We start from the raw sequence: 12582 nt of genomic DNA on the forward strand, positions 1-12582 counted from the left end.
AGTTCCTCGATCCCGGTCGTCTTCCATGCACCACTGGCTTCATCAATCTGATTCCCATTACATCTGATGGGAATCAGATTGCCGGTGCCGTGCCCTCATGAACAGACGGTACGTGTCGAGCGCTTACAGCTGAACGGCAACGCGAGCAACCGAAACGGGCACCGCTGCCGCCGCAACTGCCACGCACCGACGTCCATCACGAACCGGACAGCACAACGTGCCAGTGCGGTTGCGAACGCATACGCATCGGCGAGGACGTGAGCGAGAAGTTGGACTACACGCCGGGCGTGTTTACGGTGGAACGGCACATCCGCGGCAAGTGGGTGTGCAAGGCGTGCGAGACGCTGATCCAAGCGCCGGTTCCACCGCATGTGATCGACAAGGGCATGCCCACCGCCGGGTTGCTCGCGCAGGTGCTGGTCGCCAAGTACGGCGACCACTTGCCCCTGTATCGCCAGGAACAGATCTTTGGTCGTGCGGGACTGGCCATCCCGAGATCCACGCTGGGTGCCTGGGTGGGCCGGTGTGGCGTGCAGTTGCAGCCGTTGGTCGACGCACTCGGCCAGGCCATCCTGCAACAGGCGGTGTTGCACGCCGACGAGACGCCGGTGCAAATGCTCAGTCCCGGCAAGGGCAAAACGCACCGGGCATACCTGTGGGCGTATACGTCGACTCAGTTCAGCGAACTGCGCGCGGTGGTCTACGACTTCGCCGAGAGCCGTGCCGGCGCGCACGCTCGCACGTTCCTGAAGGGCTGGCACGGCAAGCTGGTATGCGACGACTACAGCGGGTACAAAGCCTCGTTCCAGCGCGGCATCACCGAGATCGGATGCGCGGCCCATGCCCGACGCAAGTTCTTTGAATTGCACGCCAACCACAGCAGCCAGGTTGCGAGGCAGGCCCTGCCGTTCTTTACCGCACTCTACGATATCGAACGCGAGGCCGCAGCACTGGATGCCGACGAACGGCAGCGGCTTCGACAGCGTCGGGCCAAGCCGGTGTGCGACGCCCTCTATGAATGGCTGATGGCGCAGCGCAAACTCGTTGCGGAGGGCTCGGCGATTGCGAAGGCGCTGGACTACAGCCTGAAACGATGGGACGCACTCACGCGCTATCTCGACGACGGGAATGTGCCGATCGACAACAACTGGGTCGAAAACCAGATCCGTCCGTGGGCAGTCGGCCGGTCCAATTGGTTGTTCGCCGGATCACTGCGTGCGGGTCAGCGCGCGGCCGCCATCATGAGCTTGATCCGCTCGGCACAACTGAACGGACTCGAACCTCTCGCCTATCTGAAGGACGTGCTGACGCGCTTGCCGACCCACAAGGCCAACGACATCGACGCGCTGCTGCCGCATCGCTGGCAGCCACTCTCCACCGCCGCCTAAAATCGCTCGTCAAGATGGGTTGGCTGGTCGCTTACCGACAATCGCCTTTGCAGATAGCCAAAGCGGTGGACATAGGCGAACACCGCGCATTCGACCGCCAACACCCCAAGAAATACAGTCGATTCAAGGGGCCGCCCTGTGCCCTCGATTGCGCCGCTCTTGGAAGTGGGTAGTGCTATCCCTGTCGGAGCAGTATCGCTGTATCGTACGAGCGACCTTTATTGGCGTGGGAGATAGTTGGTATTCTCAACATCGCGTTGCATGATATCGCCCTCGCAGTCAGACTTGCGCGGGATTAATTTACTTGGAGACGTTCATGCATACGCAAGTCGGCATCATCGGCGCAGGGCCCGCGGGCCTGCTGCTTTCCCATCTTCTTCATCTGCGCGGCATCGAGTCGGTCGTGCTTGAGTCGCGCAGCCGCGACCAGATCGAATCCACCATTCGCGCTGGCGTGCTCGAACAGGGCACGATGGACGTGCTGGCCGAATCGGGTGTCGGCGACCGGATGAAAGCGGAAGGCGCGCTGCATCACGGCTTCGAACTGGCCTTCGAAGGCAAGCGCCGCCGCATCGATCTGACCGAACTGACCGGCAAGGCGATTACCGTCTATGCGCAGCATGAGGTGCTGAAGGATCTCGTGGCCGCGCGTGTTGCAGCCGGCGGCGCTTTGTACTTCAACGTGTCCGGGACGACGATTGCCGGCATCGAGACCGATGCGCCGTCGGTCCGCTTCGTGCACGACGGCGTCGAACAGACGCTCGACTGCGACTTCGTGATCGGTTGCGACGGCTCGCAGGGCGTGTCGCGCACGATGATCCCCACCGCATTGCGACAGGACTACGAACGCGTGTTTCCGTTCGGCTGGTTCGGCATTCTCGTTGAAGCACCGCCGTCGTCGGACGAACTGATCTACGCACGCCACGAACGCGGCTTCGCGCTCGTCAGCACCCGTTCGCCGAACGTGCAGCGCATGTACTTCCAGTGCGACCCGAAGGATTCGGTCGAAAACTGGTCGGATGATCGCATCTGGGCGGAACTGCACGCACGCGTCGACTCCGCGGACGGCCAGCAAGTCGTGGAAGGGCGGATCTTCCAGAAGAACATCGTCGGTATGCGCAGTTTCGTGTCGACGACGATGCAGCATGGCCGCCTGTTCCTCGCCGGCGATGCCGCGCATATCGTGCCACCGACCGGCGCGAAGGGCCTGAACCTCGCGGTGTCGGACGTGCGCATCCTGACGGCGGCGCTGCAGGCGTTCTATGACGAAGACGGCACCGACTTGCTCGACGCGTACAGTGAAACCGCACTGCGCCGGATCTGGCGTGCCGAGCACTTCTCGTACTGGATGACGCGCATGATGCATCGTCTCGACGACGCGACGCCGTTCGAGCAGCGTTTGCAGGTCGCGGAGCTCGAGCACGTCACGACGTCGCGCCCGGCGGCGATGGCGATGGCCGAAAACTATGTCGGAGCCGTAGCGGTCTGATGTAACAGTCCAACGCGGGACCAACAGGGTGCGATACAACACGCGTGCGCTTTGGCCGTTTTCTCCTGCGATCGGTATGTCCGCTATGGCCTCTGAAGCTGTGTGGTGTCATTCTCGGACCCAGACGCCACCGGCGTGAAGCTAGGCCGTTTGAGAAAATGGCTGCGAAAGCCCCGGTAACTGAGGCTACCAGACGCTGCCTTCGGGCAGCGCAATTGTCCAATCGTGCGAAATCTACGACGCCCGAACCCTGGACTGCGTCCAAACAGGCGGCCCTGTCACAGGGGATTTCACGAATGGGACGCTTATCTCTGATCATCCTCGACAAGCCTTCGTTGTTCGCGCGCCTCGTGGCTCTGCGTCCTGGCGTTGGCATGGCGGCAGCGCGCGATATCACGCACTGGCCAGTTCCGGTGACTCAGGCCATTGCGCAGCAAAAAATAGTTATATGACACAACTATTATGGTATAAAACTAAAATCAGAACGTATCGGTACCAAGGAGACAACTGAAATGAACCTGAACGGCAAGACTCTGATCGTTACGGGCGTGGGGTCCGGCATCGGGGCTGAGACCGCGCGCTTGGCAAGATTTCATGGGGCACGCGTAATTGGCGTCGACCGCCAGCCCGTCAATATGACGCTCGACGCGTTTCATCAGGCCGATCTTGGCGATCCGGATGCTATCGACGAGCTGGTTGCGCGCCTTCCTGCGGGCATCGATGCATTGGCCAACATCGCTGGAGTGCCCGGCACGATGTCAACCGATGTCGTAGCGCGTGTTAACTACCTGGGGCTGCGCTACCTGAGTGAAGCGTTGCTGTCACGCATCGTGACTGGCGGCAGCGTGATCAACATCTCGTCGATCTTAGGTGCGGAGTGGCCGCAACGGCTCGAACTGCATCGCGAGCTTGCTGAGATCTCCGGCTTCGAAGCCGGGGCGCGTTGGCTCAGCCAACATCCGGTGCCACAGGCCACTTGCTACCAGTATTTCAAGGAGGCGCTGATCGTATGGAGTGCGCGCCGCTCGCAAGACTGGTTTAAGCACAATTCGGTGCGAGTCAATAGTGTCGCCCCAGGCCCTGTCTTCACGCCGATTCTGGGCGACTTCGTAACGATGGTCGGGGCAGAGCGCGTTGAAGCCGATGCCGCGAAGATGAAGCGGCCTGCATACGCCGACGAGGTCGCTGAAGCGATTGTGTTTCTTGCTTCCGATTCCGCGCGCTGGATCAACGGCGTCAATCTTCCAGTCGACGGCGGACTGGCCGCCGCCGCAATTTGAACGAGCAACTTTCAATTAATAGGTGAGACCTACGTCATGAATAGTCCGACAGGTTTTTCGCTTGCTAACCCCGATACATGGCGGGGTGCGATTTTTAACGGCGATTGGCTGGGCGTGCCCGGTCTCCTGGACGTCGTTGAACCGGCTTCCGGTCGGTCGCTGCATCAGGTTGGTAATGCCACGCCCGGACATGTTGTGAAGGCCGTGAATTCTGCTCGCGCGGCACAGCGTGTTTGGGCTGCTACGCCGGCGCGCGAGCGAGCTGCAGTGTTCCATCGTGCTGCGGCAATTCTGCAAGAGCAAGCGAGCGCTGCCGCCTCCCTCATCGCGCGCGAAACGGGCGCTATCCTGGCGAAGGGCGAGCTTGAGGTGCGCGAGGCAATTGTATTGCTGCAGCGCGCCGCAGCGATGCCGCTGGAGGCAAACGGCCGAGTACTGCCGAGCGTGCCGGGCCGGCTCAGTATCGCGCGTCAATTACCGCTTGGTGTGATTGGAGTGATCTCGCCGTTCAACTTCCCGCTCGTTCTGTCGCTTCGTTCGGTCGCGCCAGCGCTTGCGGTTGGCAACGCGGTGGTGGTCAAGCCTGATCCACGCACGCCCTACGCCGGGGGATTCGTGATTGCCGAAGTGTTGGCGGCAGCGGGTCTGCCGAAGGGCTTACTCCATGTCCTGCCGGGCGGCGCGGACGTCGGACAGGCCTTGGTCGAGGCGCCCGGTGTCCCGATGCTTGCCTTCACTGGTTCGACAGGTGCCGGCCGGAAAATCGGAGAATTGGCGGGACGCCATCTGAAAAAGGTATCGCTTGAGTTGGGCGGCAAGAATTCGCTGATCGTGCTCGAGGACGCTGATCTCGATAGGGCAGTGTCGGCGATTGCGTTCGGCGCGTGGTTTCATCAGGGCCAGATTTGCATGGCGACCGGCCGGGTGCTCGCTCATCGCAGCATCGCCGCCGAGTTGACGCGACGTCTTGCTGACAAGGCTCGCAATCTGCCGGTTGGTGACCCGGCAGTCGAACAGGTGGCGCTTGGCCCAATTATCGACCAGCGTCAATTGCAAAACATCGTTGACATCGTTGGCGCCTCGGTTGCAGCTGGAGCAGTGGTCGAGGCGGGCGGAACGCATGAGGGGCTGTTCTACAGGCCGACCGTGTTGTCCAACGTGAAGCCTGGTATGCGTGTATTCGACGAAGAGATCTTTGGACCCGTCGCTAGTGTGATCGCGTTCGACACGGATGACGAGGCCATCGAACTGGCCAACAATACCGAATACGGTCTATCAGCTGGCGTGATCTCGGCTTCGGTCGGCCGTGCCATGGCGCTCGGCGAGCGGCTGCATACGGGACTGCTGCACATCAACGACCAGACCGTCGTCGATGAAGTGATCAATCCATTTGGTGGCACTGGCGCCTCGGGCAATGGCACTAGCGTGGGCGGCCCCGCAGACTGGGAGCAGTACACGCACTGGCAATGGGTGACTGTCAAGGAAGCCGTGCCGCAGTATCCTTTCTGAATCAAGGCGAAGCGTCCGCGCATGGGCGTCGCAATCGATACTTTCCTTATTTTATGAGGTATGAAAATGAGTAGTGCAGAAGAGAATACCGTCGCTTTCAACATCGAAGGTGGTGTGGCTTGGGTCAAGTTCAATCGCCCGGAAAAGCGCAATGCGATGAGCCCTGCGCTCAATCGGCGCATGATGGAGGTGCTCGACGAGTTGGAATACCATCCTGATGTCGGCGTGCTCGTGCTGACTGGCGAAGGTTCAGCGTGGACGGCAGGTATGGACCTTCAGGAGTATTTCCGTGATACGGAATCGCAGGGATTAAAAGGTACTCGCAAGGCGCAACGCGAAAGCTATGGCTGGTGGCGTCGCCTGCGTTGGTATCAGAAACCCACGATCGCGATGATCAACGGCTGGTGCTTCGGTGGCGGCTACGGCCCCCTGTTTGCATGCGATCTCGCATTCTGTGCCGAGGAGGCGAGGTTTGGTCTCTCGGAAATCAACTGGGGTATTTTGCCGGGCGGCGGTGCATCGAAAGTCGCCGCAGAACTGCTGTCTTTCCGTCGAGCAATGTATCACGCGATGCTCGGAGAGAATATCGATGGACGCAAGGCCGAAGAATGGGGGCTCGTCAACGAGGCGGTGCCCGCCGAGCAGTTGCGGACGCGTGTTGTTGAGGTGGCGCAATCGCTGCTGAAGAAGAATCCGGTCGCCCTGAAGGCAACCAAGGATGCAATTCGCCGGGTGCGCGAGATGACCTACGAGAATGCCGAGGATTTCCTAGTGCGCGCCCAGGAGGCGGCCAACAGTTACGATGACCATGGCCGAAAGGAAGGTCTCAAGCAGTTTCTTGACGACAAAACCTACAAGCCTGGTCTCGGTTCCTACGACGTCACCCGGCAGCGTGGTTGAGCGCAGGAGCGAGCTGACATGAATACGACCCAATCTGGCGCGCATCCAGGTATGAGCCGCAATGCCGTAGCGCGCCTGTTGAGGCCGGCGTCGATCGCCATCATTGGCGCGTCGCCGACGCCAGGAGCGCTTGGTGCCTCGGTCCTGGCCAACCTCGAGCGTAACGATTACACGGGCCGGATTTACTTGGTCAATCCGAAGCGCGACGACATCGATGGCCGGCCGTGCGTGAAATCGATCGAGGAGTTGCCGGCTGGTGTCGACGTCGCGGTGCTGGCAATTCCGCAGCCGGCGGTGCTCGATGCCATACGCCAGCTTGCGAAGCGCAACGTGGGAGCTGTTGTGATCTTTTCGGCGGGCTTTGCAGAGGCTGGCGCCGAGGGGATTGCACAGCAGCATGAGATCGCGAGAATCGCTGCAGAGGCGGGCATGCTCGTCGAAGGGCCGAATTGCCTTGGGTGCATCAACTATCTTGATCGCGTGCCGCTGACGTTCATCGAGACGCACGTCAGTGCGGCGCAGGCGGAGCGAAACCGCAGCCAGCCGTCGATCGGGATTCTGTCGCAGAGCGGCGCGATGATGGCGGTGCTCAATACCACGCTGGCTAGCCGCAATCTGCCGCTTTCGTATGCAGTGTCAACAGGTAACGAGGCAGCCAGCCACCTCGAAGATTACCTGCAGTTTCTGCTCGAGGATCCCGGCACTCGTATCGTCGCAATAATTGCTGAACAGTTCCGCCAGCCGCGCCGGCTTCTCGATGCCGCCCGGCGTGCGCGCGAGGTTGGCAAACTGCTGGTGTTGCTGCATCCGGGCCGGAGCGCGGCAGCGCGGGCCTCAGCGGCGACGCATACCGGGGCGATGGCCGGTGACTATTCGGTGATGCGCACGAAGGTCGAACGCGCGGGCATCGTGATCGCGCAGACCTTGGAAGAACTGGGCGACATCGTTGAAATCGGCTTGCGCTGTGCACGCCTGCCGGCCAGAGGGACCGCGATCGTGGGCGAATCGGGTGCGTTTAAGGCACTATGCCTTGATATCTGCGAGGAGCTTAGTGTCGAACTGCCTGCCATCAACGATGACAATGCGCCTGCACTGCGCGCCGCCATGCCGTCTTTTGTTGCGGTTGCCAATCCGGTTGACCTGACCGCGCAGGGGCTCGTCGATCCCGAATTGTATTACCGTGCGCTTTCGGCACTGTTCGACGACGCGAGATTCTCGGCCGTCGTAGTTGGTCTGATCCAGACCGATCCCGTTACGTGTGCGATCAAGATGCCGCCCGTGCTGCGGGCGGTGCGCGAACTGCGTCCACAAAAGCCGGTGATCTGTGCGGGGCTCGACGAAGGAGCTGTTGTTCCGGCCGAGTACATCGAAAGCATGCATGAACTAGGCATTCCTTACTTCCCGAGCACGGAGCGCGCCCTGCGGGCCGTCGCGCGGCTCAGCGAACTTGGTACGCGGGATTTTGCCGAAGTCGCGTGCGAACCCGTCGCAGCCGATGTGCCGCGCCAAGGTGGCGTTGTAGCTGAATACCGCGCGAAGAAGATCCTCGCACCACTCGGCATTCCGTTCGCTCGCGGTGAGCTCGCCACGAATTTCGATGCCGCGCTTACGGTCGCGCAACAGATCGGATACCCCGTCGCGCTCAAGGTGCAGGCGGCCGAATTGAGCCACAAGAGCGACATCGGCGGCGTGATACTCGGCGTTGATGGCGATGAGGCGCTGCAATCGGCTTGGGCTCAGCTCGACGACAACGTACGGCGGAATGCGCCGGCGGCGGCACTCGACGGTGTGCTGATTGAAGCGATGGGCACGCGCGGGCTCGAGATGATTGTCGGCGCGCGTAATGATCCACAGTGGGGGCCAGTGATTCTGGTTGGGTTCGGCGGCGTGACTGCCGAGGTGACGCGAGACGTCCGGTTGCTGCCTCACGATCTGACTCGTGAGGCGGTGGTGCGCGAGATCGGTCGCCTGAAAGGCGCGCCGCTGTTGCATGGTTACCGAGGTGCTCCTGCACTGGACGTCGACGCACTGGCAGATGTGGTTGTGCGTCTTGGCGCACTACTGCGGTCAGAGCCGGATATTCGGGAGGTCGATCTGAATCCAGTCGTCGTCTACCCACATGGGCAAGGAGTGCTTGCGCTCGACGCTCTGATGCTCGTTGAGACAAACCAGGTCCTCGTTTGATGTTACCGGTCCGGCGGTAAAGCGTTTTTCGCTGCCGTCCGGACCGGACTAGGCTCATGTCGTGAAGATTTTTGACAGAAGCTGTTTCAGCTGTACCCGCTCGTTGCCTGAGAGCCGATGAATTGCCGCATCGTCGGCCTTTCGAGCCGCCTTTAACGCCACGGTATGGAGTTTCGCGCCTTGCGGTGTCAGTGCAACCAGCTGGATGCGCTTGTCGTCGGTGCTGCGCATCCGCGTCAGCAGGCCGCTCGACTCAAGCCGCTCCAACAACGTTGCGAGGTTAGGCGGAGCAATTGCCAGCGCTTCGGCCAGTGCCTTCTGAGTGATTCTCGGGTTACGCCGCAGAGTCGAAAGAACCGCGAAATCGCCCTGCCGCAGCTTGAATATCTCCATTTGTGCGTCGAAGTGCGTCTGGACAACCAGATAGGCGCGTCGAACGTTGTATCCGAGAAGGGCTAATAATTCCGACTGGTCGACCTGATTGGATAGAGCGTCATTGTTGTTGGGATCATCGGTTGGGGGCTTGGTAGACATGGCAATTGGGCGATACAGTAAGCGAACGCGGTTCATCATAGCATGTGTCATTCCATACCAGTGGTCTGGGTTGACATGAGACGAGCAAGTTGAGGTGCCCGATGGGCACCGAAATTAAATATACGGAAAAGCGCGAGCCTCGCGGGTTATCGCGCAGGTATGCCGAGCTTTTTAATATCCGTGCATGCATTAATGATTAACGTAAATATATTAAGGCACGTCGATGGCGGTGAATGGTAAGTTTTGCAGATGATAATGCGTCGAATCGCCAAAAGATATGGTTGGGTGCCAGTTTGAGATAGAGTCGTCATGACCTTTCCCAGCTGAAGTATCTCATTGTAAAGTTAGTGGCAAGGCCGCGTGAGGTTGGCACAATTTCCGTCCCAGTCTTAGCTTGACATGAGGCGGAATTTTGTGACCAATCAGGCAGTGAGTCTCGCGTCGATACTATCGGAATCCAGCGAGGCTCGACGGACCGTGGCAGGTGGTTGATAGCGAGAGCGCTATGGGGCCGACGCGCGTTGTAAAGCTGTCACCAGCGCTCGATGAGTACCTTGGCCTCGGCGCGGCTGCGGAACCATTGGCGATTCAGCAATTCGTCGCACTGCTTGCCGTTGAAGCTCTCGACGAATCCGTTTTGCCACGGGCTGCCGGGCGCGATGAAGGCCTGGCCGATTGCAGCATCTCTCAGCTAGCGCGTGACCTTGGCGGCGGTAAATTCGGCGCCGTTGTCTGACCGCATGAGCGCCGGCTTGCCATACAGGCGCATCAGTCGCGGCAGCGTTAGGATCACATCCTGCGAACGCAGGCTGGCGCCTACCTCGATCGCCAGGCACTCGCGGGTGTATTCATCGATCACGCAAAGCATCTTCAACGCTCGCCCATCCACCAACTGGTCGTGCACAAAGTCGTAGCTCCAGACCGAATTGGGCTGGGTGGCGCCTGGCAGGCGTATGTCGTTGCCGCACCGACGTCGGCGAGGGCGCCGCCGCGGAATGTTGAACTGCAAGGCTCGCCACATTCGTCGCACACGCGATTCGCCCAGCGCCAGCCAAGCCGACGTCCGTCGGTAGCCGAAGCGCGGCACCTCTTGCGTAGCCGCAATCAGTTGCTCGCCCAGACGCCGATCTTTCTCCGGTTGCTTGAGCGTATAGGTCGCCACTCGGCGACTGAGTCCCAGGTAGCAACATGCCTTGCGTCGTGATTGCCCCCTCCGAGTCAGGACTTCCAGCGCCTCGCGCCGGCCCGTCGGGGGCTCATTTCTTTCGACTGAATTCCTTCAGGCCGTCGATCACCGAGCATCTGCTCGGCGATCAGGCGCTTAAGCCGATCGTTTTCCGACTCCAATTCCTTGAGCCGACGCGCGTAGGCATACACCTATGCCACCGAACTTGCTGCGCCGACGATAGAACGTCTGTTCCGAGATGTTGTGGCGCTTGCATAGATCCTTCACTGGTTCATCCCGGCTCTCGGCCTCGCGCAAGATGCGAATGATCTGCTCGTCGGTAAATCGCTTCTTCATCGAGTTCTCCTTGTCTCTAGGATAAAAGAGAACTCACTTACCGGATGGCTACAAGAAACGTCTCAGGTCACCGTAGCTACACGCAATGTATTCGTTGCGTCGTGTCACTGGGAATACGTATTCTCTCTGCTAAATATAGGGTGGGGTTATACCACTGGCCTGCCTGGCGCGTCCTTTCGGCGTCGGCGTCCGGGACCAGCACCAGCACCACTAGAAGGAGTCGCAGGTCCAATAGCCGCCTCGCGAATCGTAATGCCAGGCCATTCGCCTTTCGCTTGCAGCTCGGCCACCAGTTCAATCACCATGGCCCGGACTACTTGCGTTGCGGCGACGGCGGGAACCGCGTTTGACCAGCACAAACTCGCGGGCCGACGCATTTCCGGCTCGACGACTTTCCGGATAGGTGGGCGGTGTTGTAAATGGCGACGCGACAGCGCCGATGCGGGCAGGATGGTGCAGGCATCGCCCGATTCCGCGATTTCCAACATGGTCGGTAAGGAGTCGATGTCTGCCACGATATTCAGCGCCGCGTCAGCTCGTGCGAAGGTGCGTTCGATGAGCAGACGTAGTCCGCTCGAGAGGCCGGGCGCAACCATCGGAATGTTGCTCAGCAGCTGGATAGGGCAAACTTTGTCATCTTCGTTCAGGCTGGGGATGCGTGCTCCGACAACATAGAGGTCTTCGTCGAACAGCGGGTGAACCGAGACACCGAGACTCTCTGTATCGCGAAACAGAATTGCGAGGTCGAGTCGTGCACTTGCCAGTAGTTCGGTAATGTAACCACTCATGCTCTCAAAAATCTGAAGCTTGATACCAGGGTACTTCTGACGAACACGACGGAAGAGCGGTTGCGCGAGTACTGCAGCTACCGTAGTCGGAAAGCCAATGGCGACCGTCCCGGTCTCGATGCCACCGCCCTGATGGACCTCCGTGCGGATTTGGTCCATCCGCTTGATGACATCACGTGCCAGCCGATAGAGCGCGCGTCCAGCCTCGGTCGGCTGAACGCCCTGTGGGCTGCGCACGAGGAGTGTCGTATCAAGTTCCGCCTCGAGATTTTGCATCTGCTGGCTTAGCGAAGGCTGGGCAACAAAGAGGCGTTCGGCGGCCTTGGAAAGGCTACTCGCGTCAATAATCGCGACGAAGTACTTCAGCTGCCTCACATCCATTTTTTTGCTCCCGTTATCGGTAAGAACTATAGCTATACGATAACGTTTCTGCTCGGCTTGTGCACCGTGGCGGCGAGCCGGGCGGGTGCCATCCTGTTCAAGCGTCCAGTTGCGCAATCGATGCGCTCTACTGTAAGCCATCAATAGACGACGCCCTTCCAAGGAGGGGCAGAAGGTCAGGTGCTAAGTGTCCGAGTGGACACATCCACTAAGACCCTAATGACAGAGAAGCAAGACCTTCGAAGCAGAATGGTGATCGGCCGCAGACTGGGCGGTCGACGAGAATTTGACGAAGACGCGGTTCGAGACATTCTGCTGTTCCGCTGGCTCGTCGGCCTGGCCATTGAGGGCAACGTCTGGGACCACTCAGTGTTCTCGAAGAACCGGGATTGCTTGCTCGAACACGCAGTGATCGAAGCGTTCTTTACGGAAGTCATGCGCTTGGCCGACAAGCAAGGGATGCTGCCCAGAGAGCATTTCTCGGTCGGTGGCACGCTGATCCAGGCGTGGGCCAGTCACAAGAGCTTCAGCCCCAAGGCCTTGAACACGAAATTGCTGACAGGTCCGCAACTGGTCACGAAGCACTTATCGTCGGGCGGGGCGACGC

7 protein-coding genes and 3 pseudogenes are annotated in these 12582 nt (G+C 60.0%); 7 read left to right on the top strand and 3 right to left on the bottom strand.

The genetic code is table 11. The features are described 5' to 3' along the window. The 6 genes and pseudogenes from G3O06_RS26360 to G3O06_RS26385 all read left to right on the top strand — a co-directional run. Positions 1-1388 (top strand): annotated as a pseudogene (locus tag G3O06_RS26360) (IS66 family transposase); the annotation flags it as partial. Positions 1389-1704: 316 nt separating this feature from the next. Continuing rightward, a complete protein-coding gene (locus G3O06_RS26365) occupies positions 1705-2877 on the top strand; it encodes a 4-hydroxybenzoate 3-monooxygenase (RefSeq protein ID WP_205817979.1) in 1173 nt (390 codons plus the stop codon). Positions 2878-3389: 512 nt separating this feature from the next. Continuing rightward, positions 3390-4157, top strand: a complete 768-nt coding sequence (locus tag G3O06_RS26370; protein ID WP_205817980.1) for a coniferyl-alcohol dehydrogenase — start codon at positions 3390-3392, stop codon at positions 4155-4157. A gap of 36 nt (positions 4158-4193) precedes the next feature. Then, complete coding sequence (locus G3O06_RS26375; protein WP_205817981.1) at positions 4194-5666, top strand: benzaldehyde dehydrogenase; 1473 nt, start codon at positions 4194-4196, stop codon at positions 5664-5666. 66 nt (positions 5667-5732) lie between these two features. Next, positions 5733-6566, top strand: coding sequence for a p-hydroxycinnamoyl CoA hydratase/lyase (locus G3O06_RS26380; protein WP_205817982.1), 834 nt, complete (start codon positions 5733-5735; stop codon positions 6564-6566). A gap of 18 nt (positions 6567-6584) precedes the next feature. Then, positions 6585-8750, top strand: a complete 2166-nt coding sequence (locus tag G3O06_RS26385; protein ID WP_241020254.1) for an acetate--CoA ligase family protein — start codon at positions 6585-6587, stop codon at positions 8748-8750. A 54-nt stretch (positions 8751-8804) separates the two neighbouring features. Here the strand turns inward: G3O06_RS26385 and G3O06_RS26390 are convergent, their stop codons facing one another. The 3 genes and pseudogenes from G3O06_RS26390 to G3O06_RS26400 all read right to left on the bottom strand — a co-directional run bounded on the left by G3O06_RS26390 (position 8805) and on the right by G3O06_RS26400 (position 11975). Then, positions 8805-9284, bottom strand: a complete 480-nt coding sequence (locus G3O06_RS26390) for a MarR family transcriptional regulator (RefSeq protein ID WP_205817983.1) — start codon at positions 9282-9284, stop codon at positions 8805-8807. Positions 9285-9706: 422 nt separating this feature from the next. Beyond that, positions 9707-10806: pseudogene (locus G3O06_RS26395) on the bottom strand (IS3 family transposase). Positions 10807-10952: 146 nt separating this feature from the next. Continuing rightward, positions 10953-11975: a LysR substrate-binding domain-containing protein gene (locus G3O06_RS26400; protein WP_205817984.1), complete on the bottom strand. Its 1023-nt coding sequence runs from the start codon at positions 11973-11975 to the stop codon at positions 10953-10955. Between the two features lie 300 nt (positions 11976-12275). Between G3O06_RS26400 and G3O06_RS26405 the strand changes: the two are divergent. Beyond that, positions 12276-12512 (top strand): annotated as a pseudogene (locus tag G3O06_RS26405) (transposase); the annotation flags it as partial. Positions 12513-12582: the final 70 nt, after the last annotated feature.

It is taken from the genome of Burkholderia sp. Ac-20345 (genome assembly GCF_017104825.1).
Taxonomy (GTDB): domain Bacteria; phylum Pseudomonadota; class Gammaproteobacteria; order Burkholderiales; family Burkholderiaceae; genus Burkholderia; species Burkholderia lata_B.

What these genes read in the sequence shown, in the direction of transcription:
- G3O06_RS26365 (WP_205817979.1), top strand. Translation starts at nt 1,705, where the DNA reads ATGCATACGCAAGTCGGCATCATCGGCGCAGGGCCCGCGGGCCTGCTG.
- G3O06_RS26370 (WP_205817980.1), top strand. Translation starts at nt 3,390, where the DNA reads ATGAACCTGAACGGCAAGACTCTGATCGTTACGGGCGTGGGGTCCGGC.
- G3O06_RS26375 (WP_205817981.1), top strand. Translation starts at nt 4,194, where the DNA reads ATGAATAGTCCGACAGGTTTTTCGCTTGCTAACCCCGATACATGGCGG.
- G3O06_RS26380 (WP_205817982.1), top strand. Translation starts at nt 5,733, where the DNA reads ATGAGTAGTGCAGAAGAGAATACCGTCGCTTTCAACATCGAAGGTGGT.
- G3O06_RS26385 (WP_241020254.1), top strand. Translation starts at nt 6,585, where the DNA reads ATGAATACGACCCAATCTGGCGCGCATCCAGGTATGAGCCGCAATGCC.
- G3O06_RS26390 (WP_205817983.1), bottom strand. Translation starts at nt 9,284, where the DNA reads ATGTCTACCAAGCCCCCAACCGATGATCCCAACAACAATGACGCTCTA.
- G3O06_RS26400 (WP_205817984.1), bottom strand. Translation starts at nt 11,975, where the DNA reads ATGGATGTGAGGCAGCTGAAGTACTTCGTCGCGATTATTGACGCGAGT.